Genomic DNA, 23,499 nt, shown 5'->3' on the forward strand with positions numbered 1-23,499 from the left:
GGGCAGGGTGGGGCGACCTTGACGAGGATCATGGCCGTCTCGGGAATGAGAAAGGTCTGCAGTGCCGGGTGCGGTGGCACGCGGGGCGCACCATGCAAAAAGCCCGCCGGGGTGCGGCGGGCGTCGGGGTGTGGCTGATCTGGCCGTCAGGCCATGTGCCGGTGTCAGGCGGCGGGCTTGGCGTTGTCGAGCGAGAACGGCGACAGCAGGCGCACCATCTGGGCGAACGCCTTGGGATTGCCGGCCAGCACTTCGCCCTGTTCCATCTGGCGCGGCTCGCCGGCGTAGTTGCCGACCAGGCCGCCCGATTCGGTGATCAGCAGCATGCCTGCAGCCATGTCCCACGGCTGCAGGCCGCGCTCGAAGAAGCCGTCCAGGCGGCCGCAGGCCACATAGGCCAGGTCCAGCGCGGCGGCGCCCGGGCGGCGCAGGCCGGCGCAGTTGCGGGTCATCAGCGCGAACAATTCCATGTATTCGTCCAGGCCTTCCAGGTCGCGGAACGGGAAGCCGGTGCCGATCAGGCAGTCGGCCAGCTTGTCGCGGCGCGTAACGCGGATGCGGCGGTTGTTCAGGAAGGCGCCGGCGCCCTTGCTGGCGGTGAAGAGCTCGTCGCGGGTCGGGTCGTAGACCACGGCCTGCACGGGCGTGCCGCGGTGCAGCTGGGCGATCGAGACCGCGTATTGCGGGAAGCCGTGGATAAAGTTGGTGGTGCCGTCCAGCGGGTCGATGACCCAGGTGTACTCGTGGGAGTCTTCACCCTCGGCCCAGGACTGGCCGGATTCTTCCGCTAGAATGCCGTGTTCCGGGTAGGCCGTGCGCAGGATCTCGATCACCGCGGCTTCGGCGGCGCGGTCCACCTCGGTGACAAAATCGTTGTGTTGCTTGCGCGAGACGCGCACCAGATCGACGTCGAGCGACGCGCGGTTGATGATGGATCCCGCCTTGCGGGCCGCCTTGATGGCGATATTGAGCATCGGATGCATGAATCTCTCCAGGCCGGCCACGACGACGCGGCGGGGCGCAAAAGCGCCGCACGCCCGCTCATGGGCAGCTGACAACACAACGGATTGTAGAAGAACGTCGGGCGTCGCCGGTTCTGCTGCAAATGTGCCGCGAGAGTCTCGCGAGCAAGCAAAAACCTGGCGCCGCGCCAAAGAAGAACCCCGAATTGTATATGAACCCGGCAATTGATACGAGCCAGCCCGCTGCCGATGGCAACAGCGGTGATACCGGCGGCAACGCTTTTGGCCGCGTGCGCTTCGTGCTGGTCGAAACCAGCCACCCGGGCAACGTGGGCTCGGTGGCGCGCGCGATCAAGACCATGGGCTTCGGCAGCCTGGTGCTGGTCTCGCCACGCGAGCCGGATGTGCTGCGGCACTCCGACGCCGTCGCCATGGCCAGCGGCGCCGACGATGTGCTGGCAGGCGCGCTCATCGTCGATCAGGTCGACGCGGCGCTGGCCGGCGCCGCGCTGACCGTGGCGATGACCGCGCGCCACCGCGAATTCGGCCCGCCGCGGCTGCTGCCGCGCGCGGCAGCGGGACGTGCGCGCCAGACGCTGTCCGGCAGCGGCGGCGTTGCCTTCGTGTTCGGCAACGAGCGCTATGGCCTGCCCAATGAAGTGGTCGAGCGCTGCAACGCAGTCACCCATATTCCCGCCAACCCCGCCTATACCTCGCTCAACCTGGCGCAGGCAGTGCAGCTCATCGCCTACGAGATGCGGCTGGCGCTGCTGGAGGCGGCCCCGGACGCCGGCGCCAATATCGGCTATGCTGGTGAGCCGGCCACGGCCGAGCAGGTCGAGGCCATGTTCGGCCATCTGCAGACGGGCCTGGAGGCAATCGGTTTTCTCGATCCGTCCAACCCGCGCAGGCTGATGACCCGGCTGCGCCGGCTGCTGGCACGCAGCGGCCTGGAGCGCGAGGAAGTGAATATCCTGCGCGGCATCGCCAAGCATATGCTGATCGCCGCGCAGAACCAGCCGGGCCCGCACAAGGACCGGTGACAGGAGCAAGGACAGTGGCAGCAAACCGGAGCGATTCGATGCAGGGCGAGGCAGGCACGCGCGGCAAGCGCGCGTGCTGTCGCCCCGCGGCTGCGGGTTTGCGCAGGCCCGGGCGATGTTGATCGCAGCATCGCCGCAATGTCCCTGACGGATCAGGGGCCAAACACCGGTACCCCAAGCGGGCCCGGCAAATCACTTACACTCCCTGATCCCGTCCCCACCGGCCACTGACCTCGCCGGCGACCCTGCCCCGGGCACCAGCCCGCGTGGCGCGGCGCACGGCGCGGCAACACGACACGACCAAGATGTTCTCTCGCCTGAAGGAAGATATCGACACCATCATGCTGCGCGATCCCGCCGCGCGCAGCCGCCTGGAAGTGCTGACCTGCTACCCCGGCCTGCATGCCGTGGTGTTCCACCGCTTTGCGCATCGATGCTGGAACGCGGGCTTCCACTGGCTGGGGCGTTGGATCTCGCACTGGGCGCGGTTTTTCACCGGCATCGAAATCCATCCGGCGGTCAAGCTGGGCCGGCGCGTGTTCATCGACCACGGCATGGGCGTGGTGATCGGCGAGACCGCCGAGATCGGCGATGACTGCACCATCTACCAGGGCGTGACGCTGGGCGGCACCTCGCTGTACAAGGGCCAGAAGCGGCACCCCACGCTGGGCGCCAACGTGGTGGTGAGCGCGGGCGCCAAGGTGCTGGGCGGATTCGTGGTGGGCGACGGCGCGCGCGTGGGCTCCAACGCGGTGGTGCTCAAGCCGGTGCCGCCGGGCGCGACCGCCGTGGGCATCCCGGCCCGCATCATCCTGCCGGATGCGCCATCGGCGCAGCAGGGTGCCAAGCAGGAGTTCTCGGCCTATGGCATCACGCCCAATGCGGACGATCCGGTGTCGCTGGCGCTCAAGAGCCTGATCGACAATGCGGGGCGCCAGCACGACCGCATCGAGGCGGTGCTGGCCGCGCTCGACCGGCTTGGCGAACACCTGGAGAATACGCCAAACGATCCCTTCGATGCGAGCGAACTGCGCAGGCTGATGAAGTGAGCGGGAAAGGGGCCGGGCCGGCGCTGCCGCTCAGTCGGTCTGCGGCAACAGGCGGAAGCCGTCGCGATCCAGTTGCAGCACCGCGGCGCGCGGATGGGCGCCGTCCAGGTCCCAGTCAGTGAGTACCCAGCGCACGCCGGCGGCTTCCTCATGCCGTGCCGGGCGGTGCGTGTGTCCATGCACCAGCAGCGACGCACCGGCGGCGCCGAGCAACTCGGCCGCGGCCGCGGGCGCCACGTCACCATAAATCACCGGAACGGCCGCTCCCGCGCTCAACTGCCTGGCGCGGTTGCCTTCACTGTCTGCCCGCAGCTTGCGGGCGATCGACAGACGCGCGCTCAGCGGCAGTGCCAGGAACACGCGTTGCACCCAGCGCTTGCGGGTCCAGCGGCGGAAGCGGTTATAGCGTTCGTCGTCGATGCACAGCATGTCGCCGTGGCTCAGCACCACGCGCTGGCCGGCACAGTGGATCACGGCGGGGTCGGGCAGCAGGCTGGCACCGGCAGCGCTGGCGAAGCGCTGGCCCAGCAGGAAGTCGCGGTTGCCGTGCATCAGGTACACAGCCACGCCGCGCGCTGCCAGTGCGCGCAGGGCTGCGGTCACGCGCTGCGCGAAGGGCGAGTCGGTTTCTTCGTCGCCGATCCAGAATTCAAAGAAGTCGCCCAGGATGAACAGCGTGCGCGCGTGCTGCGCGGCGCGCTCGAGCGTGCGCTCGAAGGCCGCCAGCGTGCGGGGCATGCCGGGCGTCAGGTGCAGGTCTGAAATGAACCACGCCGGCGCCTGTGCCTCGAAGGGACCGGCCACCGGCGTGTGGGAGATTGCGGTCATGCGCGGTGTCGGAAGGGGAATGCCGGCACGTGGATGCGCACGGAACCGCAATCGTCAGGCATCGGCTTACTCGACGATGACGGCCTTCTCGATCACCACGTCTTCCAGCGGCACGTCCTGGTGGAAGCCCGAGCTGCCGGTGCGCACGCCCTTGATCTGGTCGACCACGTCGGTGCCTTCCACGACCTTGCCGAACACGGCATAGCCGAAGCCCTGCGGCGTGGGCGAGGAGAAGTTCAGGAAGTCGTTGTCGACCACGTTGATGAAGAACTGCGCGGTGGCCGAGTGCGGGGCGTTGGTGCGCGCCATGGCCACGGTGTAGCGGTCGTTCTTCAGGCCGTTGCCGGCTTCGTTCTCGATCGGGGCGTCGGTGCCCTTTTGCTTCATGCCGGGCTCGAAGCCGCCGCCCTGGATCATGAAGTTCTTGATCACGCGGTGGAAGATGGTGTTGTCGTAGTGGCCCTTGCGCACGTACGACAGGAAGTTCTCGACCGACTTCGGGGCCTTTTCGGCGTCGAGTTCAATGGTGATGACACCCTGGTTGGTGTGGAGCTGGACCTTGGACATGGGATTTCCTCTGTTCGGTAGTGTTATTTGACGACGGTGGCCGACTCGATCACGATCGGCGCGGCCGGCACATTGCGCATGGGGCCGTAGGCCGTGGTCGGCACGCTCTTGATCTTGTCGATCGTCTCCATGCCTTCCACCACCTTGCCGAACACTGCGTAGCCGTTGCCGTCCGGCTGCGGGTAGTCGAGATTCGGATTATCCACCACATTGACGAAGAACTGCGCGGTGGCCGAGTTGGGGTCGCTGGTGCGTGCCATGGCCACCGTGCCGGCCTTGTTCTTCAGGCCGCCGCGGGCTTCCAGCGGGATCGGAGCACGGGTGGGCTTTTCCTTCATGTCGCGGTCGAAGCCGCCGCCCTGCACCATGAAGCCATTGATCACGCGATGGAAGATGGTGCCACTGTAGAAGCCGCTCTTCACATATTCCAGGAAGTTCGCGACGGTCCTGGGCGCGGCCTCGGGGTAGAGCTCGACGGTGAACTTGCCGGCACTGGTGACGAACTGGACGCGCTCGGCGGCCTGCTGAGCCAGCGCGCTGAACGAGTACAGTGCCAGGGCGCCTGCGGTCAGGCCGGCCAGGACGATGCGGCGGGAACGGATCATGAAGGAACTCCGGTATGTCTGGATGATGCACATGGTCCGGGCGCGCCGCGCCCGGACCTTGGGATGAGTGGCCGTCAGTTGGCTGCAGGGGCGCTGGCAGGTGCCTGGCGCTGCGTTGGCGTCGCCTTGCGGCCGGTGCCGGCGGGCGCCGCCGGCTTGGCCGGCGCCGCGGCATCAGGGTTCAGCTGGCGCAGGCCGGCACTGGCGCGGGTATCGCCCGGATTGCGGCGCAGCGCTTCGGCGTAGGCCTGCTCGGCCAGGCGGCGGTAGACGTCGCCCAGGTTGGTATAGCCGATGGCAAAGCCCGGCTTGACTTCGGTGGCCAGCAGCAATTCGGCCTCGGCGCGCTTCAGGTCGCCGCGCTTGGCGTAGAGCAGCGCCAGGTTGTTGTGGGGCTCGGGCAGTTCCGGGAACTCCTGCGCCATTTCGGCAAAGGCCTGGATGGCGGCGTCCTCGCGGCCGGACTGGGCCAGGGCCCAGGCGCGCTGGAAGCGTGCCTGCGCATTGCGCGGGTTGGCGGCCAGCACGCGGTCGAAGCCCTTGATGGCTTCGTCGTAACGGCGCGCGTTGGCCGCCTGCTGGGCCTCGCTCATGCCAGGATCGGTCGACTGGATGCCGCCGACCGGCGTCGTCGGCGCGGCCAGCGACAGCGGGCCGTTCTGCGCGTAGGCAGGGGCCGCCAGCGCGGCGGCCAGGGCCAGCAGGGGCAGTACGGCGCGATGGCCGCGTCGGCGCGCGGGGGCGGCGAACATGGCAGAAGACGGGGAGGGCAGCGGCAGGCTCATTGAGGACAGGTCCGTTATACTCCGCGGCATTCTAGCAAAGCGGCAAGTCCGGCACGAAGGCGATGACATCGGGGCAGCGGGCGCGGCATCTCGCGCGGCGCTGGCGGCGCCGTGCCGGAGGCAACCAGCGCAGCGCCTTCCGGTAAGATATGGGGCGCGACGGAATTGCGCCAGTGGCCGCGTTGCCGCCGGCGGCCTGCCAGGCGCCGGGCAACCGGCGCCACGGCCCGTGCTGCCTGCTGTGCGAACCCCGGCAGTCTCCTCTCACCACTCACTTCGTTTCATGCAGCTTCTGAACATCTACAACACGCTCGCGCGTGAGAAACAGCCATTCGTGCCAATCGAACCCGGCAAGGTCCGCATGTATGTGTGCGGCATGACGGTGTACGACTATTGTCACGTTGGCCACGCTCGCGTGATGGTGGTGTTCGACATGGTGCACCGCTGGCTGCGTGCCGCCGGCTACGAGGTGACGTATGTGCAGAACATCACCGACATCGACGACAAGATCATCCGCCGCGCGGCCGAGAACGGCGAGACCATCGGCGAGCTGACCACGCGCTTCATCCAGTACATGCACGAGGATGCCGCCGCGCTGGGCGTGATCCGCCCCGACCACGAGCCGCGCGCCACCGACTACGTGCCGCAGATGCTCGACATGATCGGCAAGCTGGAAGCCAAGGGCCTGGCCTACCAGGCCAGCGACGGCGACGTGAACTATTCGGTGCGCAAGTTCGCCGGCTACGGCAAGCTCTCGGGCAAGTCGCTGGAAGACCTGCGCGCCGGCGAGCGTGTCAGCGCCAACGACGCCAAGCAGGATCCGCTCGACTTCGTGCTTTGGAAGTCCGCCAAGGCCAGCGAGCCGCCCGAGAGCAAGTGGGACTCGAAGTGGGGCGCCGGCCGCCCGGGCTGGCACATTGAATGCTCCGCCATGAGCTGCACGCTGCTGGGCGAGCATTTCGACATCCATGGCGGCGGGGCAGACCTGCAGTTCCCGCACCACGAGAACGAGATTGCGCAGTCTGAAGGCGCCAGCGGCAAGCCCTTCGTCAACATGTGGATGCACAACGGCTTCGTGCGCATCAACGACGAAAAAATGTCCAAGTCGCTTGGCAATTTCTTCACCATCCGCGAGGTCCTGAAGTCGTACGACGCCGAGGTCGTGCGCTTCTTCATCCTGCGCGCGCACTACCGCAGCCCGCTGAACTACAGCGACGCGCACCTGGACGATGCGCGTCACGCCCTGACACGCCTGTACACGGCGCTCAAGGACAGCCAGCCGGGCGGCTGCGCGGTGGACTGGGACGAGCCGCACGCCAGGCGCTTTGCCGAGGCCATGGGCGACGACTTCAACACGCCGATTGCGATGTCGGTACTGTTCGATCTGGCCAGCGAGATCAACCGCACCGGCTCGACCGCGGCTGCGCGCCAGCTCAAGGGGCTGGCAGGCACGCTGGGCCTGCTCGAGCGCGATCCGCATACCTTCCTGCAAGGCGGCAGGTCCGACGACGGCATCTCGCCGGAACAGATCGAGACCCTGATCGCCGCGCGCAAGACCGCCAAGGTGGAGCGCAACTTTGCCGAAGCGGACCGCATCCGTGCGCAACTGCTGGAAGCTGGCATCGTGCTGGAAGACAAGCCGGGCGGTGCCACCGAGTGGAGGCGTGCTTGAACGCTGCCGCGCGCAAGCCCGCCATCGCCACGCCTCCCGCCACGAGGGGCCGGGTGAAGGCGGCCGGTCCGCGCCCGGGCAAGGCTGGCGCCAAGGAGGCGCCGCTGCCTGACGGCAAGGACACGGCCAGGGATACGCGCAACGCCAAGGCCGTGCTGCCCGAAGCGGATGCGGTGCCGCTGCCGGTCGAAACCGTCATCGACGCGGTGCGCCCCGCCTACTGGGACGAGGCCTGCGCCGACCTGATGAAGCGCGACCGCATCCTGCGCAAGATGATTCCGACCTACGGCCCGGCGCACCTGGTGTCGCGCGGGGATCCGTTCGTCACGCTGGCGCGCGCGGTGGTGGGCCAGCAGATCTCGGTCAAGGCGGCACAGTCGGTGTGGGAGCGGCTGCATGCCCTGTGCCCCAGGCTGACCCCGGCACAGTTCCTGCGCGCCGGTCCCGAGAAGCTGGCCGGTTGCGGCCTGTCGAAGCGCAAGGGGGAATACCTGGTCGACCTGGCCGACCATTTCAAGGCGGGCACGGTGCATGTCGGCGAATGGGCGCAGATGGACGACGAAGCGGTAATTGCGGAGCTGACGCAGATACGCGGCATCGGCCGCTGGACCGCCGAGATGTTCCTGATGTTCAACCTGATGCGGCCCAACGTGCTGCCCCTCGATGACATCGGCCTGATCAACGCGATCTCCGCCAATTACTTCAGCGGCGAGCCGGTCACGCGCAGCGAGGCGCGCGAGGTGGCGGCCAACTGGGAGCCCTGGCGAACCGTGGCCACGTGGTATATGTGGCGCAGTCTTGACCCGCTCCCAGTGACGTATTAGGCATTGCAGCAAGAAAATTTAGTGGCAGGTGCAGTCCGGGCTATCTGGCAGGCGCTAAGATAGCGACCAAATTCCGGTAGAATGCGCCCCTTCACAGACAGGTACGTGTGATTTTATGAAAACCACCTTCCTGGATTTTGAGCAGCCCATTGCCGAACTCGAGGCAAAGATCGAAGAACTGCGCTTTGTGCAGGACGATTCGGCTGTTGATATTTCCGAAGAGATTTCGCGGCTGGCTGGCAAGAGCCAGCAGCTGACCAAAGACATCTACGCCAACCTGACCCCGTGGCAGGTTGCGCAAATCGCCCGCCACCCCCAGCGTCCCTATACGCTGGACTACGTGCGCGAGATCTTTACCGATTTCCACGAGCTGCACGGCGACCGCACCTTTGCCGACGATCTTTCGATCATCGGCGGCCTGGCGCGCTTCAACGGCCAGGCGTGCATGGTCATCGGCCACCAGAAGGGCCGTGATACGAAAGAGCGCGCCATGCGCAATTTCGGCATGCCCAAGCCCGAGGGCTACCGCAAGGCCAAGCGCCTGATGGAGCTGGCGGACAAGTTCGGCCTGCCGATCTTCACCTTCGTCGACACCCCGGGCGCATTCCCCGGCATCGACGCCGAAGAGCGCGGCCAGTCCGAAGCCATCGGCCACAACCTGTACGTGATGGCCGGCCTGAAGGTGCCCCTGATCGCCACCATCATCGGTGAAGGCGGTTCGGGCGGCGCGCTGGCGATTGCCGTGGGCGACGTGGTGCAGATGCTGCAGTTCGCCACCTACGCGGTGATCTCGCCGGAGGGCTGCGCCTCGATCCTGTGGAAGACCGCCGAGAAGGCACCGGAAGCCGCCGAGGCGCTGGGCCTGACCGCGCACCGCCTGAAAGCGCTGGGCCTGATCGACAAGATCGTGAGCGAGCCGCTGGGCGGCGCGCACCGTGACTACAAGGGCATGGCGGCGATGCTCAAGCGCTCGCTGGCCGAGTCGCTGCGCCAGTTCCAGGGCATGAGCGTGAAGGAGCTGCAGGCCCGCCGCTACGAGCGCCTGCTCGCCTATGGCAAGTTCAAGGAAACCGGCACCCAGGACTGACCCGTCCGCCCGGCTGACCGACAAGGTCGCACAGGCCCTCCAGGCCGGTGCGGCCTTTGTTGTTTCTGGCGGCGGCACGGGCGCGGCGACGATCGCGGTGGCCCTGTCGGGCGGACGCGATTCGGTCGCGCTGCTGCATGCCGCCCGTGCGGCCGCGGCGGAGTGGGGCGTTGGCGCGCGCGTGGTGGCGCTGCATGTCCACCACGGCCTGCAGGCGGATGCGGACGACTGGGACCGCTTCTGCGCCGCGCTGTGCGCGCAGTGGCAGGTCGGCTATTTCGTGCGGCGGGTGTCGGTGCAGCCCGAAGTGGGCGAGGGCGTGGAAGCGGCCGCGCGCCGCGCGCGCTACGCCGCGCTGGCGGCGATGTGCGCCGATAGCGGCGCGCGCCTGCTGCTGTTTGCCCACCACCAGGACGACCAGGTTGAGACCGTGCTGCTGCGGCTGTTCCGCGGCGCCGGCGTGGCCGGCATGGCCGGCATGCCAGGGCTGCGCCCGCTCGACGAGCGCAGCGGCGTGACGCTGCTGCGCCCCTGGCTGGATGTGGCCCGCGCCGAGATCGAGGCCTACTGCGCGGCCAACGCGCTGCAATGGGTCGACGACCCGTCCAATGCCGATGAGCGCTATGCGCGCAATGCCTTGCGCGCGCACCTGCCGGCGCTGGTCGCGGCCTTTCCGGCGTTGTCGGCCAACGTGGTGCAGGCGGCAGCGCATTTCGCCCAGGCAGGCGCACTGATCGATGAACTGGCAGCCGCCTCGCTGGCGGCGCTGGCACGCCCCGGCCGCGATGCCGACACGCTTGCCGAACTCGACCTGGGAGGGCTGCGCGCCTTGCCCGTGGCACATGCCGATGCCGTGCTGCGCTTCTGGCTGCGCGACCTCGGCGTGCGCGCGCCGTCCACCGCCAGGCTGGCGGCGATGCGCGAGCAACTGGTCGCCCACGCTGGCGGCGAGCCCGCGATCGCGCATGAAGGGCTGGTCCTGCGCCGCTTCCGCGACCGCGTGCTGGCCTGCACGCCGCCACCGATTGCCGCGCCGGCACCCGTGATGCTGGACTGGCGCGGCGAGGCCCGTATCGTCGTGCCCGGCTGGCGCGGCGAACTCCATTTCTTCCGCGATGACACCTTCGGCGTGCCCGAAGCGGCGCTGCGCCAGCCCTTGCGCCTGGCCGCCCGCAGTGGCGGCGAGCGTATCGTGCTGCGCCCGGGCGGTCCGGCCCGGGCCCTGAAGCAAGCCTGCCAGGAAGCCGGCATCCCGGCCTGGCGCCGCGCCTGGCTGCCGCTGCTGTGGTCTGGCGATACCCTGGTGCTGGCCGCCGGCCTCGGCATGCACCGCCGCTGGCCGGACGCCCCGGCGGCGCCGCGCTGGCGCGTCGAGTGGCATCCGCGGCCGCCGGCAGTGGCGATGCCGCCGCACTGAAGCGGCCGGATCGCCGTCGGCATCACTTCCGATCTGCAGCCGAATCCCGCTCCCGCCTTGCCTGACAGGGCTTGTTCGTGTATTTTCAAGGGCTTTGCATAATCGCTGGCGTCGACAAGAAGATGGCTCTCATCGTTCACAAATACGGCGGCACTTCGATGGGTTCCACGGAACGCATCAAGAATGTCGCCAAGCGCGTGGCCAAATGGCACCGCGCCGGTCACCGCGTAGTCGTGGTGCCTTCGGCCATGTCGGGCGAGACCAATCGCCTGTTGGGACTCGCCAAGGAAATTTCGCCGCAGCCCAATCCGCGTGAGCTGGACATGCTCGCCTCGACCGGCGAACAGGCCAGCGTGGCACTGCTGGCCATCGCGCTGCACGGCGAAGACATTGACGCGGTCAGCTACACCGGCTGGCAAGTGCCGGTGAAGACCGACTCGGCCTATACCAAGGCCCGTATCGAATCGATCGACGACGAGCGCATCCTGGCCGACCTCGACGCCGGCCGCGTGGTCGTGATCACCGGCTTCCAGGGCATCGACGACGACGGCAACATCACCACCCTCGGCCGTGGCGGCTCGGACACCTCGGCCGTGGCCATCGCCGCCGCGATCGAAGCCGACGAGTGCCTGATCTACACCGACGTCGACGGCGTGTACACCACCGACCCGCGCGTGGTCGAAGACGCCCGCCGCCTGGACCAGATCACCTTCGAAGAAATGCTGGAAATGGCCAGCCTCGGCTCCAAGGTGCTGCAGATCCGCTCCGTGGAGTTCGCCGGCAAGTACCGCGTGAAGACTCGCGTGCTGTCGTCGCTGACCGACCCGCTTATGCCGCTCGAGCAGGAAATGCACTCGGGCACGCTGATCACTTTTGAGGAAGACTCCACCATGGAAGCAGCCGTCATCTCCGGCATTGCCTTTGCCCGTGACGAAGCCAAGATCACCGTTCTGGGCGTGCCGGACAAGCCGGGCATCGCCTACCAGATCCTGGGCCCGGTCGCCGACGCCAACATCGACGTCGACATGATCATCCAGAACCAGTCCGTCGACGGCAAGACCGACTTCACCTTCACCGTGCCGCGCGGCGAGTACCAGCGCGCGCTGGCCATCCTGAACGACGGCGTGAAGTCGCATATCGGCGCCGGCAGCGTGTCGGGCGACCCGAAGGTATCGAAGGTGTCGGTGGTGGGCGTGGGCATGCGCTCGCACGTGGGCATCGCCAGCAAGATGTTCCGCACCCTGTCGGAGGAGGGCATCAACATCCAGATGATCTCCACCTCGGAAATCAAGATCTCGGTGCTGATCGACGAGAAGTACATGGAACTGGCCGTGCGCGCGCTGCACAAGGCCTTCGAACTGGAACAGGCGTGATCCGTTCGTGAACACTTCTGGCGGGGCCGCGATTTTTGTGTTGAGTGATCGATTTTTCGTTGACCAACACGTGCGGCGCCGCTAGAATACGCGCTTCGTTGTGTGGCTCCCTCACACAACGCAAGTTTGGGAGACGTGGCCGAGAGGTCGAAGGCACTCCCCTGCTAAGGGAGCATCCGGGCCAAAACCTGGATCGAGGGTTCGAATCCCTCCGTCTCCGCCAGTCATGGCGGCGAAACCCCGGAAGATCGCGGTCTTCCGGGGTTTTTGTTTTTCTGGCCCATCAGATGCCTTGTGCCAGAGGATCGCGCATTCAAGGCATCTCGGACATCCCGGCGCGATGAGCGATCCGCGCTGCGATTTCAGTCCTGCGGCACGATCACGGCGATGGCGTTGTTGATCAGCGCACCGGTCTCGCTTTCGTCCGGCCGCATGCCGGTTGCCAGCGTCCGGTGCAGCACGCTGGCCAGCACCATGCCGTGGAAGAGCCGGGCGCTGGCCTCGGGACTTGCCGCAAGACGGATGCCGTTGGCCTGCTGCGCGGACAGGAAGGCCGCGATATAGGCGCACGTTGCCTCCGGGCCGCGCGTGTACCAGGCATTGCCCAGCGCCGGAAAGCGCCGCGACTCCGCAAAGATCAGCCGCAGGAACGCCAGGTGCCGTTCTTCCAGCAGCGAATGCAGGAAGCTGTGCGCAATCCTGTGCAGGCCCTGCGCGGCGTTGCAGCGCGACAGGTCCAGTCCTTTCTCTGTCTTCTCCAGGAAGCGGTCGCATAGCCGCTCCACCACCGCGACGAAGAGTCCGTCCTTGCCGCCGAAATAGCTGTACACGTTGGTCTTGGAGCCGCCGCACGCCTTGACGATGTCATCCAGGCTGACGCCGTCATAGCCATGTTCCAGGAACATGTCCGCGGCGGTGCTCAGGATCAGCGCGCGTTTCTCTTCGCCGCGGCGCGTGATGCGCACGGGCGGGTGGTGGACCACAGGGGGGGAAGCGCTTTCTGGAGAGTTCATCTGGTGCAGGCGTGGCGGCGCACCCCATGCCGGGGGCCCTGCGCAGTCTACCAAAAGCCGGCAGGCTGCTGCGTTTCCCCATGTGACAAGCTCATGGCTTCAATAAATCAGAACGACTCATTTCGAATTTAAGAATACCATACGGTACGGTTTTAATTATATTTGCCACCATGGGCGACGCGCTGAAGGGCTGGACCCCAGACCCCGGCCAGAACCGGCGCTCTTCTCTTCGATGCTTAACAGGAGCAAGTGATGAAAACGGCAATGTTTGGCGCAGCAGTGGTGCTGGTGATGGCTTCGGCGGCCCAGGCCGCGGTGCGGTCGCCCGATGTCTATACAGATGGCGCACGTGCGGCACATGGCTCGATCCCCTCGGCCGGGTCGGCGCAGCGTTCGCAGCCGGGCCGGCTGGTGGACGAGCAGTTCCGCAAGGTCGCAGCGCGCAAGGCCGATCCGTATCTGGACGGCGCGGTACGCGAGGTCGATCCCTTCACCGATGGCGCGCTCGCCCGGATCGGCGAGACCGATCCGTCGGACCGTGCCTGATGATGTGCCGGCGCTGCGCCTGGCGCAGTGCCGGCTGGCTCCCGGTGCAGGTATTCCCGACCTTGCAATGCACTGTGGCACGCCCTAGAATAATTCGTATAACGCATTAGATTGCGCGTAGCGCAAAAATAGGAGACAACGTGACGGATGCCAAACGCACCGGCCACACCGCCATTGCCCATGTGGAACTCCACGGGGTGTCGGTGCATGGCAAGGATCTCAGCCAGGAACTGATCGGCAAGATCGGCTTTACGGCCTACTTTCTGTTCCTGCTTACCGGCCGCCAGCCGGACGAAAAGCTGGTGGCCATCACCGATGCCTGCCTGGTCGCCATTGCCGAACACGGACTGGTGCCGTCGGTGCAGGCCGCGCGCATGACGCTCGCCGCCGCCCCCGACGCCCTGCAGGGCGCGGTGGCCGCGGGCGTGCTGGGCTGCGGCTCGGTGATCCTGGGGGCCTCGGAAACCGCCGGGCAGATGCTGGCGCAAGTGCTGGCCGGCCGGGACGCCGGCACGCTGGCAGACAGCGCGCACGCGGTGGTGCGGGCCTTGCGGCAGGCGCGACAGCCGCTGCCGGGCTTCGGCCACCCCACGCACAAGCAGGGCGATCCGCGCGCGCACCGCCTGCTGGCATTCGCGCGTGAACTCGGCATCGCGGGCGACCACGTCGCCGCGCTCGAGGCGGTGGCCGCGGCGGTCCCCGAGCACTACAGCAAGGCCTTGCCGCTCAATGTGTCGGGCGCGATCCCCGCGGTGCTGCTCGATGCCGGCTATCCCGCCAGCGCGCTCAAGGGCGTACCGATGCTGGCCCGCGTGGCGAGCCTGATCGCCCACCTGCAGGAAGAGCGCGCGCAACCCATCGGCTTTATCCTGGCCGACGCCGCCGAACACGCCATCACTTACAGCGCCGCGCCGGCGCAAGCATCATGAAGCCGCCCGTACTCCCTGCCGGCGACGCGCTGGTGGCGCCGCTCGATGTGCTCAGGCAGTACCGCGCCCACGATGCCACGCTCACCGGCTTCCTTGCCGCCCGCGTGGCGGCGCACCCGGACAAGCCGGCGCTTGTGTTCGAGGGCGAGACCTGGAGCTATCGCCAGCTCGACCAACGGATCGGCCTCACCGCGGACTGGCTGGCGCAGGCGATGCAAGTCGGACCCGGCGACCGTGTCGGCGTGCTCTCGACCAACCATCCGTCCACCGTGGTGCTGATGTTCGCGCTGGCCCGTATCGGCGCGACCATGGTGCCGGCCAATCCCGAGTACCGGCTCGACGAGGCGCTGTACGTATTCCGGCACGCGCAGGTGTGCGGCCTGGTGTGCGCGCCCGGCACGCTGGCGACCGGCGCCGCCGTGGCCGCGGACCTGGGCGGTGACGTCTGGCTGCGCGCCAACGAGGATGGCGATCACGGCGTGCCGACGCTGGCCGCATCGATCGCGGCGCATGCGGCGCAGCCGGCCAACGCAGCCCCGGGCGTCGACAGCGACCGCAGCACCGCCCTGATCATCTACACCTCAGGCACCACCGGCTTTCCCAAGGGCGCCATGCACAGCCATCGCGGCTACGTGCTGACCGCCGAGGCCTTTGTCGGCCGCCTGCACTTGCAGCCGGACGAGCGCGTGATGTGCGTGATGCCGCTGTTCCATATCAATGCGTTGATGTATTCGGTGGGCGGGGCGCTGGCCTGCGGCGGCTGCCTGGTGCTGATGCGCCGTTTCTCGGCGTCGTCGTTCTGGCGCTTCGCGGCCGAGAGCGGCGCGACCGAGGTCAACCTGGTGGCCGCCGCCGGCAGCATCCTGGCGCGGCGCCCGCGCGCGGAATTCGTGCCGGGCCATCGCATTACCAAGATGTTCATTGCGCCGCAGACCCAGGAGATGGTGCGGGTGATGAAGCAGGAATTCCACGTGCCGCGCCTGATCGAGTGCTACGGCATGACGGAAATCCCCGGCGTCATCGCCAATCCGTTCAACGGCCCGCACAAGCTCGGCACCATGGGCCTGATCTCGCCGCACCCGGACCCGGCCGTGCCGGTGCCCGAGGCGCGCATCGTCGATGACGACGGCCACGACGTGGCACCCGGCGCCGCGGGCGAACTGCTGATCCGCACCCCGACGCTGATGCAGGGCTACTACCGCGACGCCGTGCAGACCGAGGCCGCGTTCCGCGACGGGTGGTTCGCCACCGGCGACCTGGTGCGCCAGGACAGCGATGGCTACTACGTGTTCGTCGCGCGCAAGAAGGACGTGATCCGCTGCAAGGGCGAGAACGTGTCCGGTGCCGAGCTCGACCGGATCTTCGGCGAGCACCCCGCAGTCGAGGAAGCGGCGGCCATCGGCGTGCCGGCGGACCTGGGCGAAGAAGAGATCCTGCTGGCGGTGCAGTTCCGCCCCGGGCAGTCGGTCGAGCCGGGCGAGTTGCTCGCCTGGGCTCGGGACCGGCTGGCCGTGCACAAGCTGCCGCGCTATGTCGTCGCCGTGGATGCCATTCCGCACACCCCGACGCACAAGCCGGCCAAGCACAAGCTGAAAGCGGATGGAACCCTGTTCGCCCGCGCCATCGACATGGCCGCCGCCAGCCACTGACACAGAATCACCGGAGACAGCGATGAACAACCCCGACAACTACACCCTGCAACGCGCCTTCGATGCCATGTGCAGCGATGCGCCCGGCGCGGACCCGGTCCTGCAGGCGCAGTTCCGCGTGGCGCTGAAGCACTTCCACGCCATGCTGGACGAACTGAAGCTGACCGACCGGCAGCTCTACCGGATCGCCACCTGGATAGGCAAGGTGGCCCAGCAGGATGAACTGATCATGCTGTGCGACATGATGGGCCTGACCATGCGCGCGCTGGACCTGGCACGCACCGATGACCACGCCACGCCGCAGAACGTGACCGGTCCGTTCCCCAAGGACGAGATCGCCGAAGGCTCCAACCCATGCCATATCGCCACCGACGACGAGCCTGGCCAGCGGCTGGAGGTGCGCGGCCGCGTGCTGGATGCCGCCACCGGCAAGCCGGTACCGGGCGCGATGATGATCGTATGGCAGCCCAACCAGTTCGGCCGCTATGAGAACGAAGATGACTCGCAGTCGGAAGACAACCTGCGCGGCAAGCTGCGTTGCGAGGCCGATGGCAGCTTCCAGGTGTTCACCATCCGCCCGGGTGGCTACATCATCGGCCGCGAGGATACCGAAGTGGGCGTGCTGATGAAGCGGCTGGGCCGCAACCGGCAGCGCGCGCCGCACATCCACTACCGGGTGATGCAGCCAGGCTACCGGAACCTGACGTCGCAGCTGTATTTCGCCGGTGATCCGGCCAATCCGGTCGACTGCATCTTCTCAACCATCGACGACCACATCGTCGACGCGCTGCCGCACCCGGAGCGCGACGGCTACCAGCTGGTCAACCTGGATATCGTGCTGCAGCCTGAAACGGCGCAGTAAGCCGGCGCGCGAGGCCGCTCAGGAGGCGGCGGTAATGGAGTGCGCCAGCGCCGGTGCGCGCCGGATCGCCGCCTCGATCGACGCGGCGGCTTCGCGCAGCGCCGGCAGCCGGGTGGCGACCAGTTCGTCCGGGCTGGTGCGCTCGGTTTCGGTGGAGCAGTTGATGGCGGCGATCACGCGCTGTTGCGGGTCACGCACCGGTACGGCGATCGACAGCACGCCCAGCTCCAGCTGGCTGTCCTGGATGGCATAGCCCTGCTCGAGCGCGCGTGCCAGCGCCGCGCGCAGCGCGTCGGCATCGCTGAGTGTCAGCGGGGTGAATTTCTGGAATGGCGCCTTGTCGAGGATCTTGTTCTGCTGGGCCTTGGGCGCGTGCGCCAGCAAGGCCAGGCCAAGGGAGGTGCAATGGACCGGCAGCCGGTAACCCACCGAAGCCCGGAAGGCGATGCGCCGGCGGCTGGGCACATGCGCCAGGTAGACCACGCTGTCGCCGTCGAGGATGGCAAGCGAGACCGAATCGCGGAAGCGCTCGGCCACCTCCTGCAGGAACGGCTGCACGATGTCGCGCAGGTTCATCGAGCTGAGGAAGGCGGCGCCCAGCGACAGCACCTTGGGCAGCAGCACGAAGCGGCGGCCGTTGGCGCCGATATAGCCCAGCGCCTGCAGCGTCAGCAGCGCGCGGCGCGCGGTCGCGGGCGTCATGCCGGTGGCCTGCGCCACTTCGCTCAGCGTCAGTTCCGGCGTGGTCTCGGTAAAGGCCTGGATCACCGCCAGGCCCCGCGCCAGCGCCGCGACGTAGTCGCGGTGGCCTTCCTCGAGCTTCGGCGGAGCGTCGTTGTCGACGGGGGCGGACGGTTTGGCGGCGGAGGTCATGGCCGTATTTTAGCCGCAACGGACCGCATGCAACACAAGGGCCGGGGCCATCGCAGGCCACCGGATCCGGGAGACATCGCATCATGAGACTCGACCCCACTTCGCTGCGCCTGTTTGTCGCCGTGGCCGAAACCGGCTCCATCGCCGCGGCGGCGGAGCACGCGCACCTTGCCGCGGCCGCGGTCAGCAAGCGCGTGAGCGAACTGGAGCAGGGGCTGGGCACCGCCTTGCTGATGCGCAGCAACAAGGGCGTGCAGCCGACCATGGCCGGGATGGAGCTGGCGCACCTGGCGCGCGGCGTGCTGCACAACCTCGATGACATCCTGGTGCGCATGCGCGACTACGGCGGCGGCTTGCGCGGGCAGGTGAGGGTGATGGCCAATATCTCGGCCATCACGCAGTTCCTGCCGGCGCAGCTCAAGTCGTTCCTGGCCGAGTACCCGCTGATCGACGTGCACCTGGAAGAGCGCGTCAGCACCGCCATCGTGCGCGCGGTGGCCGAGAACGCCGCGGACATCGGCATCTTCACCGCGGGCGCGGTGGGTGCGGAGCTGGAGACGTTCCCCTACCGGCGCGACGAACTGGTCGTGGTGGTGCCCGGCGCGCATCCGCTGGCCGGGCGGCACTCGGTGACCATCCGCGAGGCCTTCGACTACGACTTCGTCAGCCTGCACGCAGGCAGCCAGATCCACCTGCAGCTGGCCAAGGCTGCCAGCGAGGCCGGCCGCGTGTTCAAGCCGCGCATCCACGTGCCCGGCTACGACGCGCTGTGCCTGATGGTGCAGGCGGGACTGGGCCTGGGAATCCTGCCCAGGTCCAGTGCCGGGCCTTACCAGCAGACCCTTGGCATCCGCACCGTCGCGCTCGATGAAGCGTGGGCCGCGCGCCAGCTGGTGATCGGCGTGCGTGCGTATGAGGGCCTGTCCGCGGTGGCGCGGCTGCTGGTGGACCGGCTGCGCGAGGATGAATAGCGCGCCAGCGCTGCCATCGTTTTTCGCGATGGCGGGCTCGCCAATGGTTGCTTTACCGCGCGCGCGGGTTCTTCCAATCTTGCATCACAGACCACCGTATCCACAGGAGCAGCAAACCGCCATGGCTAACGAAGCGAACAACGGAACGATGCCGCTGCAGGGCGTCCGCGTGATCGAACTCGGCTCGCTGATCGCAGGCCCGTATGCGGGCGGACTGCTCGCGCAGTTCGGCGCCGAAGTGCTGAAGATCGAATCGCCCAAGGACGGCGACCCGCTGCGCAAGTGGCGCAAGCTGTATGAAGGCACCTCGCTCTGGTGGTATAGCCAGAGCCGCAACAAGAAGTCGCTGACGCTGGACCTGCGTTCGGCGCAGGGCCAGGAGATCGTGCGCAAGCTGGTCACCGAAGCCGATATCGTGATCGAGAACTTCCGCCCCGGCACGCTCGAGAAATGGGGCCTGGGCTGGGAGGACCTGCGCAAGGTGAACCCCGCGCTGGTCATGGTGCGCATCTCCGGCTACGGCCAGACCGGACCCTACAAGGACCGCCCCGGCTTTGCCGCGATTGCGGAATCGATGGGCGGGCTGCGCTATGTCAGCGGCTATCCCGACCGGCCGCCGGTGCGCTCGGGCGTGAGCATCGGCGACACGCTGGCATCGCTGTATGGCGTCATCGGCGCCTTGCTGGCCATGCACCACCTGCGCGCCAACCAGGGCGAAGGGCAGTTTGTCGACGTGGCGCTCTATGAGTCGGTCTTTGCCGTGATGGAGAGCCTGGTGCCGGAGTACGCCAAGTTCGGCCATGTGCGCGAGCGTTCGGGCGCCAGCCTGCCGGGCATCTCGCCGTCGAATACGTATCCGTGCCAGGATGGCCAGTACGTGATCATTGCCGGCAACGGCGACGCCATCTTCCGGCGCTTCATGGCCGCCATCGGCCGCGACGACCTGGGCCAGGACCCGCGCCTGGCGCACAACGACGGGCGCGTGCAGCACAACTCCATGCTCGACGACGCCATCACCGCGTGGACCTCCGCGCATGACCTCGACGCAGTGCTGGCAACGCTGGAAGCCGCGGCCGTGCCCTGCGGAAAGATCTACACCGCGGCGGAGATCAGCAGCGACGCGCACTACCGCGCGCGCGACATGATCGAGCCGCACCAGTTGCCGGATGGCTCGCCGCTGGAGCTGTCCGGCATCGTGCCCAAGCTCAGCGGGACCCCGGGGCGCACCAGGTGGATCGGCCCCGAACTGGGCCAGCACACCGAAGAGATCCTGGCGGGCATCGGTATTGCCGGCGACGAGCTGCGCGCGCTGCGCGCCGCCGGCGTGGTCTGAGCCCGCCCCAACGAAAAGGAAAGAAAGGAAAGAACCATGTGGCTTCCTAACGCCCCCCGGCGCGTGCGCATCAATGAAGTGTCCGTGCGCGACGGCTTCCAGATCGAGCCGGAATTCGTCCCCACCGAACAGAAGATCGCGCTGATCGACCGCCTCTCGGAAAGCGGCCTGGCCAGGATCGAGATCACCTCGTTTGTCTCGCCCAAGGCGATCCCGAACCTGCGCGATGCAGAGGCGGTCGCGAAAGGCATCCGCCGCCAACGGGACGTGGTCTACACCGCGCTGGTGCCCAATGCGCGCGGCTGCGAGCGCGCACTGGAGTGCGACCTCGACGAGATCAACCTGGTGATGTCCGCCAGCGAGACGCACAACCTGGCCAACATGCGCATGACCTGCGACCAGTCGCTGGAGCAGTTCCGCGGCGTGATGCAGCTGGCGCAGTCGGCCGAGCTGGCCGTCAGCGGCTGCGTGGCGACCGCGTTCGGCTGCCCGTTCGAAGGCGAGATCGCGCCGGAACGGGTGAAGTGGGCCGCGGGCCGCTACCTGGAACTGGGCATGGACAGCATCACGCTGGCCGATACCACCGGCATGGCCGACCCGCGCCAGGTGAGCAAGCTGGTCGAGGCGTTCCTGCGCTGGTTCCCGGGCGTGCCGCTGACCCTGCATTTCCACAACACGCGCGGCATGGGCCTGGCCAATGTGCTGGCCGGCCTGGCGGCGGGCGTGGACAGTTTCGATGCGTCGCTGGGCGGGCTGGGCGGCTGCCCCTTTGCGCCGGGCGCGACCGGCAACATCTGCACGGAAGACCTGGTGCACATGCTGGAGTCTTCCGGCATCGACACCGGTGTCGACCTGGACCGGCTGCTCGGCGCGGCGCGCGAGCTGCCGGCGCTGGTCGGACACGATATTTCCGGGCAGGTGGTCAAGGCCGGCAAGACCACCGAGCTGCATCCGGTGCCTGAGTGGGTGGGCGCAAGGTAACCCGCGTCCGCCACGAGAAATACAAGGAGAGACCCCCATGACTGAACCCGACCGCCCGGCGAGCCTGCTCGACAAGCTCTGGGCCAGCCACGTGATCCACCAGGATCCGGACGGACCCGCGCTGATCTATATCGACCGCCACCTGGTCAACGAGGTGACCAGCCCGCAGGCCTTCGAAGGCCTGCGCCTGAACGCGCGCAAGGTGTGGCGCGCCGCTTCCGTGCTGGCAACGGCCGACCACAACGTGCCGACCACCGCGCGCAAGCTGGGCATTGCCGATCCCGTCAGCCGCGCGCAGGTCGAGGCCCTGGACCAGAACTGCGCAGACACCGGCATCGTCAACTTCGGCATGGACGATCCGCGCCAGGGCATCCTGCACGTGGTCGGTCCGGAGCGCGGCGCCACCTTGCCCGGCATGAGCATTGCCTGCGGCGACTCGCACACGTCAACACACGGCGCGTTCGCAGCGTTTGCGTTCGGCATCGGCACCTCCGAAGTGGAGCAGGTGCTGGCCGCGCAATGCCTGTGGATGAAGAAGCCCAGGTCGATGCTGGTGCGGGTGGACGGCGAGCTGCCCCGTGGCGTGTCCGCCAAGGACATCGCGCTGGCGCTGATCGGCCGCATCGGCACCGCCGGCGCCACCGGCCACGTGATCGAGTTTGCCGGCAGCACGATCCGCGGCCTCAGCATGGAGGCGCGCATGACCGTGTGCAACATGGCGATCGAAGCGGGCGCGCGCGCCGGCATGGTGGCGGTGGATGAAACCACGCTGGCCTACCTGGACGGCCGCCCGCAAGCACCGGCCGGTGCGATGTGGGACGCCGCCACCGGCTACTGGCGCACGCTGCGCAGCGATCCGGGCGCCGCCTTCGATGCCGTGGTGGAGCTGGATGCCACCGCGATCCGCCCGCACGTGACCTGGGGCACCTCGCCGGAAATGGTGGTGGCCGTCGGCGAGCGCATTCCCGATCCGCGCGACGAGCGCGACCCGGTGCGGCGCAAGAGCATCGAGCAGGCGCTGGACTACATGGGCCTGCTGCCGAATACGCCGATCGAGGCGGTCGCGCTGGACAAGGTATTCATCGGCTCATGCACCAATGCGCGCCTGGAAGACCTGCGCGCCGCGGCGGCGGTGCTGCGCGGGCGCCATGTCTCGCCGCGCATCAGGCAGGCGCTGGTGGTACCGGGCTCCGGGCTGGTCAAGTCGCAGGCCGAGGCCGAGGGGCTGGACCAGGTGTTCATCGCCGCCGGCTTCGAATGGCGCGAACCGGGCTGCTCGATGTGCCTGGGCATGAACGATGACCGCCTGGCGGCCGGCGAACGCTGCGCTTCCACTTCCAACCGCAACTTCGAAGGCAGGCAGGGGCCGGGCGGGCGCACCCACCTGGTCAGCCCGCAGATGGCGGCCGCAGCCGCGGTGGCGGGCCACTTCATCGATGTGCGCTCGCTGTAGACCACCGGAGGAAACCGAGCAATGAGAGCCTTTACCACCCTGGATGGCCTGGTGGCGCCGCTGGACCGAGCCAATGTCGATACCGACGCCATCCTGCCCAAGCAGTTCCTGAAGTCGATCCGGCGCAGCGGCTTCGGCCCCTACCTGTTCGACGACTGGCGCTACCTGGACCACGGCGAGCCCGGGCAGGACTGCAGCAGCCGGCCCCTCAACCCGGATTTCGTGCTGAACCAGCCGCGCTACCGCGGCGCCTCGATCCTGCTGGCGCGCGAGAACTTCGGTTGCGGCTCATCGCGCGAGCATGCGCCGTGGGCGCTGGAGGACTTCGGCCTGCGCGCGCTGATCGCGCCCAGCTTTGCCGACATCTTCTACAACAACTGCCTGAAGAACGGCCTGCTGCCGATCGTGGCGGCGCCGGACGTGGTCGAGCGCCTGTTCGCCGAGATCGCGGCCACGCCGGGCTACCGGCTGCAGGTGGACCTGGCCGCGCTGCAGGTGGTGACGCCGTCGCGCGAGGCCATTGCCTTCACGCTGGATCCGTTCAAGCAGCACTGCCTGCTGAACGGCCTGGACGATATCGCGCTGGCGCTGCGCCATGCCGGGCAGATCCGGGATTACGAGCAGGCGCGGCGGCAATTGGAGCCCTGGCTCTTTGACTGAATGATCCCCTGACGGCA

Annotated in this window: 23 protein-coding genes and 1 tRNA gene; 17 read left to right on the top strand and 7 right to left on the bottom strand. The window is 67.8% G+C overall.

Annotated elements, in window-relative coordinates:
* Positions 1-164 precede the first annotated feature (164 nt).
* Positions 165-983 carry an inositol monophosphatase family protein gene (locus AC3WQZ_RS20850; RefSeq protein WP_010808970.1) on the bottom strand — a complete coding sequence of 273 codons (819 nt, stop codon included), beginning with the start codon at positions 981-983 and terminating at the stop codon, positions 165-167.
* A gap of 191 nt (positions 984-1,174) precedes the next feature.
* Here AC3WQZ_RS20850 and AC3WQZ_RS20855 point away from each other — a divergent pair, with 191 nt between their 5' ends.
* Both AC3WQZ_RS20855 and cysE read left to right on the top strand, forming a co-directional pair.
* On the top strand, positions 1,175-2,005 hold the full coding sequence (locus tag AC3WQZ_RS20855; RefSeq protein ID WP_010808969.1) for an RNA methyltransferase: 831 nt from the start codon (positions 1,175-1,177) through the stop codon (positions 2,003-2,005).
* A gap of 305 nt (positions 2,006-2,310) precedes the next feature.
* Positions 2,311-3,054 (top strand): serine O-acetyltransferase, encoded by a 744-nt coding sequence (gene cysE / locus AC3WQZ_RS20860; RefSeq protein ID WP_010808968.1) that lies wholly within the window; start codon positions 2,311-2,313, stop codon positions 3,052-3,054.
* 30 nt (positions 3,055-3,084) lie between these two features.
* Here cysE and AC3WQZ_RS20865 read toward each other — a convergent pair whose 3' ends face one another.
* From AC3WQZ_RS20865 to AC3WQZ_RS20880, 4 genes are all read right to left on the bottom strand, one after another.
* The gene (locus AC3WQZ_RS20865; RefSeq protein WP_010808967.1) at positions 3,085-3,882 is read right to left on the bottom strand and encodes a UDP-2,3-diacylglucosamine diphosphatase; all 798 of its coding nucleotides are present in this window, start codon (positions 3,880-3,882) and stop codon (positions 3,085-3,087) included.
* A gap of 66 nt (positions 3,883-3,948) precedes the next feature.
* Positions 3,949-4,449 (bottom strand): peptidylprolyl isomerase, encoded by a 501-nt coding sequence (locus tag AC3WQZ_RS20870; protein ID WP_010808966.1) that lies wholly within the window; start codon positions 4,447-4,449, stop codon positions 3,949-3,951.
* A 23-nt stretch (positions 4,450-4,472) separates the two neighbouring features.
* Positions 4,473-5,054 carry a peptidylprolyl isomerase gene (locus AC3WQZ_RS20875; protein ID WP_010808965.1) on the bottom strand — a complete coding sequence of 194 codons (582 nt, stop codon included), beginning with the start codon at positions 5,052-5,054 and terminating at the stop codon, positions 4,473-4,475.
* Between the two features lie 74 nt (positions 5,055-5,128).
* A complete protein-coding gene (locus AC3WQZ_RS20880) occupies positions 5,129-5,839 on the bottom strand; it encodes a tetratricopeptide repeat protein (protein ID WP_011614938.1) in 711 nt (236 codons plus the stop codon).
* A gap of 283 nt (positions 5,840-6,122) precedes the next feature.
* Here AC3WQZ_RS20880 and cysS point away from each other — a divergent pair, with 283 nt between their 5' ends.
* The 6 genes from cysS to AC3WQZ_RS20910 all read left to right on the top strand — a co-directional run bounded on the left by cysS (position 6,123) and on the right by AC3WQZ_RS20910 (position 12,435).
* Positions 6,123-7,511 (top strand): cysteine--tRNA ligase, encoded by a 1,389-nt coding sequence (cysS, locus tag AC3WQZ_RS20885; protein WP_011614939.1) that lies wholly within the window; start codon positions 6,123-6,125, stop codon positions 7,509-7,511.
* A complete protein-coding gene (locus AC3WQZ_RS20890) occupies positions 7,508-8,335 on the top strand; it encodes a DNA-3-methyladenine glycosylase family protein (RefSeq protein ID WP_010808962.1) in 828 nt (275 codons plus the stop codon). The genes cysS and AC3WQZ_RS20890 overlap by 4 nt, the downstream gene beginning before the upstream one ends.
* Before the next feature lie 115 nt (positions 8,336-8,450).
* A complete protein-coding gene (locus AC3WQZ_RS20895; RefSeq protein WP_010808961.1) occupies positions 8,451-9,422 on the top strand; it encodes an acetyl-CoA carboxylase carboxyltransferase subunit alpha in 972 nt (323 codons plus the stop codon).
* Positions 9,388-10,839, top strand: coding sequence for a tRNA lysidine(34) synthetase TilS (tilS, locus tag AC3WQZ_RS20900; RefSeq protein ID WP_492301179.1), 1,452 nt, complete (start codon positions 9,388-9,390; stop codon positions 10,837-10,839). Before AC3WQZ_RS20895 ends, tilS begins: the two co-directional genes overlap by 35 nt.
* 122 nt (positions 10,840-10,961) lie before the next feature.
* Positions 10,962-12,212 carry an aspartate kinase gene (locus AC3WQZ_RS20905; protein WP_010808959.1) on the top strand — a complete coding sequence of 417 codons (1,251 nt, stop codon included), beginning with the start codon at positions 10,962-10,964 and terminating at the stop codon, positions 12,210-12,212.
* 129 nt (positions 12,213-12,341) lie between these two features.
* Positions 12,342-12,435, top strand: a tRNA-Ser gene (locus AC3WQZ_RS20910).
* Positions 12,436-12,574: 139 nt separating this feature from the next.
* On the opposite strand, the gene AC3WQZ_RS20915 is transcribed toward AC3WQZ_RS20910, so the two are convergent.
* Positions 12,575-13,225, bottom strand: coding sequence for a TetR/AcrR family transcriptional regulator (locus AC3WQZ_RS20915; protein ID WP_051398466.1), 651 nt, complete (start codon positions 13,223-13,225; stop codon positions 12,575-12,577).
* A 252-nt stretch (positions 13,226-13,477) separates the two neighbouring features.
* Here AC3WQZ_RS20915 and AC3WQZ_RS20920 point away from each other — a divergent pair, with 252 nt between their 5' ends.
* From AC3WQZ_RS20920 to AC3WQZ_RS20935, 4 genes are all read left to right on the top strand, one after another.
* Positions 13,478-13,771, top strand: a complete 294-nt coding sequence (locus AC3WQZ_RS20920) for a hypothetical protein (protein WP_011614942.1) — start codon at positions 13,478-13,480, stop codon at positions 13,769-13,771.
* Between the two features lie 140 nt (positions 13,772-13,911).
* Entirely contained in the window at positions 13,912-14,700 is a 789-nt protein-coding gene (locus tag AC3WQZ_RS20925; RefSeq protein ID WP_439668689.1) for a citryl-CoA lyase, read from the top strand.
* On the top strand, positions 14,697-16,349 hold the full coding sequence (locus AC3WQZ_RS20930) for a class I adenylate-forming enzyme family protein (RefSeq protein WP_058696896.1): 1,653 nt from the start codon (positions 14,697-14,699) through the stop codon (positions 16,347-16,349). Before AC3WQZ_RS20925 ends, AC3WQZ_RS20930 begins: the two co-directional genes overlap by 4 nt.
* 22 nt (positions 16,350-16,371) lie before the next feature.
* Positions 16,372-17,211, top strand: coding sequence for a dioxygenase family protein (locus AC3WQZ_RS20935; protein ID WP_011614945.1), 840 nt, complete (start codon positions 16,372-16,374; stop codon positions 17,209-17,211).
* An 18-nt stretch (positions 17,212-17,229) separates the two neighbouring features.
* On the opposite strand, the gene AC3WQZ_RS20940 is transcribed toward AC3WQZ_RS20935, so the two are convergent.
* The gene (locus AC3WQZ_RS20940) at positions 17,230-18,084 is read right to left on the bottom strand and encodes an IclR family transcriptional regulator domain-containing protein (RefSeq protein WP_010808953.1); all 855 of its coding nucleotides are present in this window, start codon (positions 18,082-18,084) and stop codon (positions 17,230-17,232) included.
* Between the two features lie 83 nt (positions 18,085-18,167).
* Between AC3WQZ_RS20940 and AC3WQZ_RS20945 the strand changes: the two genes are divergently transcribed.
* The 5 genes from AC3WQZ_RS20945 (at position 18,168) to leuD (ending at position 23,482) form a co-directional block, all read left to right on the top strand.
* Complete coding sequence (locus AC3WQZ_RS20945) at positions 18,168-19,055, top strand: LysR family transcriptional regulator (RefSeq protein ID WP_010808952.1); 888 nt, start codon at positions 18,168-18,170, stop codon at positions 19,053-19,055.
* Positions 19,056-19,176: 121 nt separating this feature from the next.
* Complete coding sequence (locus AC3WQZ_RS20950) at positions 19,177-20,388, top strand: CaiB/BaiF CoA transferase family protein (RefSeq protein WP_058696895.1); 1,212 nt, start codon at positions 19,177-19,179, stop codon at positions 20,386-20,388.
* Between the two features lie 36 nt (positions 20,389-20,424).
* Positions 20,425-21,369, top strand: a complete 945-nt coding sequence (locus tag AC3WQZ_RS20955; RefSeq protein WP_439668692.1) for a hydroxymethylglutaryl-CoA lyase — start codon at positions 20,425-20,427, stop codon at positions 21,367-21,369.
* Between the two features lie 37 nt (positions 21,370-21,406).
* Complete coding sequence (gene leuC / locus AC3WQZ_RS20960; protein WP_492301181.1) at positions 21,407-22,822, top strand: 3-isopropylmalate dehydratase large subunit; 1,416 nt, start codon at positions 21,407-21,409, stop codon at positions 22,820-22,822.
* Between the two features lie 21 nt (positions 22,823-22,843).
* Complete coding sequence (leuD, locus tag AC3WQZ_RS20965; protein WP_010808948.1) at positions 22,844-23,482, top strand: 3-isopropylmalate dehydratase small subunit; 639 nt, start codon at positions 22,844-22,846, stop codon at positions 23,480-23,482.
* Positions 23,483-23,499 lie beyond the last annotated feature (17 nt).

It is taken from the genome of Cupriavidus sp. FW305-26, assembly GCF_058787975.1.

Coding starts and splice junctions, on each gene's coding strand:
- leuD (WP_010808948.1), top strand. CDS start 22,844: ATGAGAGCCTTTACCACCCTGGATGGCCTGGTGGCGCCGCTGGACCGA.
- AC3WQZ_RS20855 (WP_010808969.1), top strand. CDS start 1,175: ATGAACCCGGCAATTGATACGAGCCAGCCCGCTGCCGATGGCAACAGC.
- leuC (WP_492301181.1), top strand. CDS start 21,407: ATGACTGAACCCGACCGCCCGGCGAGCCTGCTCGACAAGCTCTGGGCC.
- cysE (WP_010808968.1), top strand. CDS start 2,311: ATGTTCTCTCGCCTGAAGGAAGATATCGACACCATCATGCTGCGCGAT.
- AC3WQZ_RS20930 (WP_058696896.1), top strand. CDS start 14,697: ATGAAGCCGCCCGTACTCCCTGCCGGCGACGCGCTGGTGGCGCCGCTC.
- AC3WQZ_RS20880 (WP_011614938.1), bottom strand. CDS start 5,839: ATGAGCCTGCCGCTGCCCTCCCCGTCTTCTGCCATGTTCGCCGCCCCC.
- AC3WQZ_RS20875 (WP_010808965.1), bottom strand. CDS start 5,054: ATGATCCGTTCCCGCCGCATCGTCCTGGCCGGCCTGACCGCAGGCGCC.
- cysS (WP_011614939.1), top strand. CDS start 6,123: ATGCAGCTTCTGAACATCTACAACACGCTCGCGCGTGAGAAACAGCCA.
- AC3WQZ_RS20870 (WP_010808966.1), bottom strand. CDS start 4,449: ATGTCCAAGGTCCAGCTCCACACCAACCAGGGTGTCATCACCATTGAA.
- tilS (WP_492301179.1), top strand. CDS start 9,388: ATGGCAAGTTCAAGGAAACCGGCACCCAGGACTGACCCGTCCGCCCGG.
- AC3WQZ_RS20905 (WP_010808959.1), top strand. CDS start 10,962: ATGGCTCTCATCGTTCACAAATACGGCGGCACTTCGATGGGTTCCACG.
- AC3WQZ_RS20850 (WP_010808970.1), bottom strand. CDS start 983: ATGCATCCGATGCTCAATATCGCCATCAAGGCGGCCCGCAAGGCGGGA.
- AC3WQZ_RS20935 (WP_011614945.1), top strand. CDS start 16,372: ATGAACAACCCCGACAACTACACCCTGCAACGCGCCTTCGATGCCATG.
- AC3WQZ_RS20915 (WP_051398466.1), bottom strand. CDS start 13,225: ATGAACTCTCCAGAAAGCGCTTCCCCCCCTGTGGTCCACCACCCGCCC.
- AC3WQZ_RS20865 (WP_010808967.1), bottom strand. CDS start 3,882: ATGACCGCAATCTCCCACACGCCGGTGGCCGGTCCCTTCGAGGCACAG.
- AC3WQZ_RS20940 (WP_010808953.1), bottom strand. CDS start 18,084: ATGACCTCCGCCGCCAAACCGTCCGCCCCCGTCGACAACGACGCTCCG.
- AC3WQZ_RS20895 (WP_010808961.1), top strand. CDS start 8,451: ATGAAAACCACCTTCCTGGATTTTGAGCAGCCCATTGCCGAACTCGAG.
- AC3WQZ_RS20950 (WP_058696895.1), top strand. CDS start 19,177: ATGGCTAACGAAGCGAACAACGGAACGATGCCGCTGCAGGGCGTCCGC.
- AC3WQZ_RS20955 (WP_439668692.1), top strand. CDS start 20,425: ATGTGGCTTCCTAACGCCCCCCGGCGCGTGCGCATCAATGAAGTGTCC.
- AC3WQZ_RS20945 (WP_010808952.1), top strand. CDS start 18,168: ATGAGACTCGACCCCACTTCGCTGCGCCTGTTTGTCGCCGTGGCCGAA.
- AC3WQZ_RS20920 (WP_011614942.1), top strand. CDS start 13,478: ATGAAAACGGCAATGTTTGGCGCAGCAGTGGTGCTGGTGATGGCTTCG.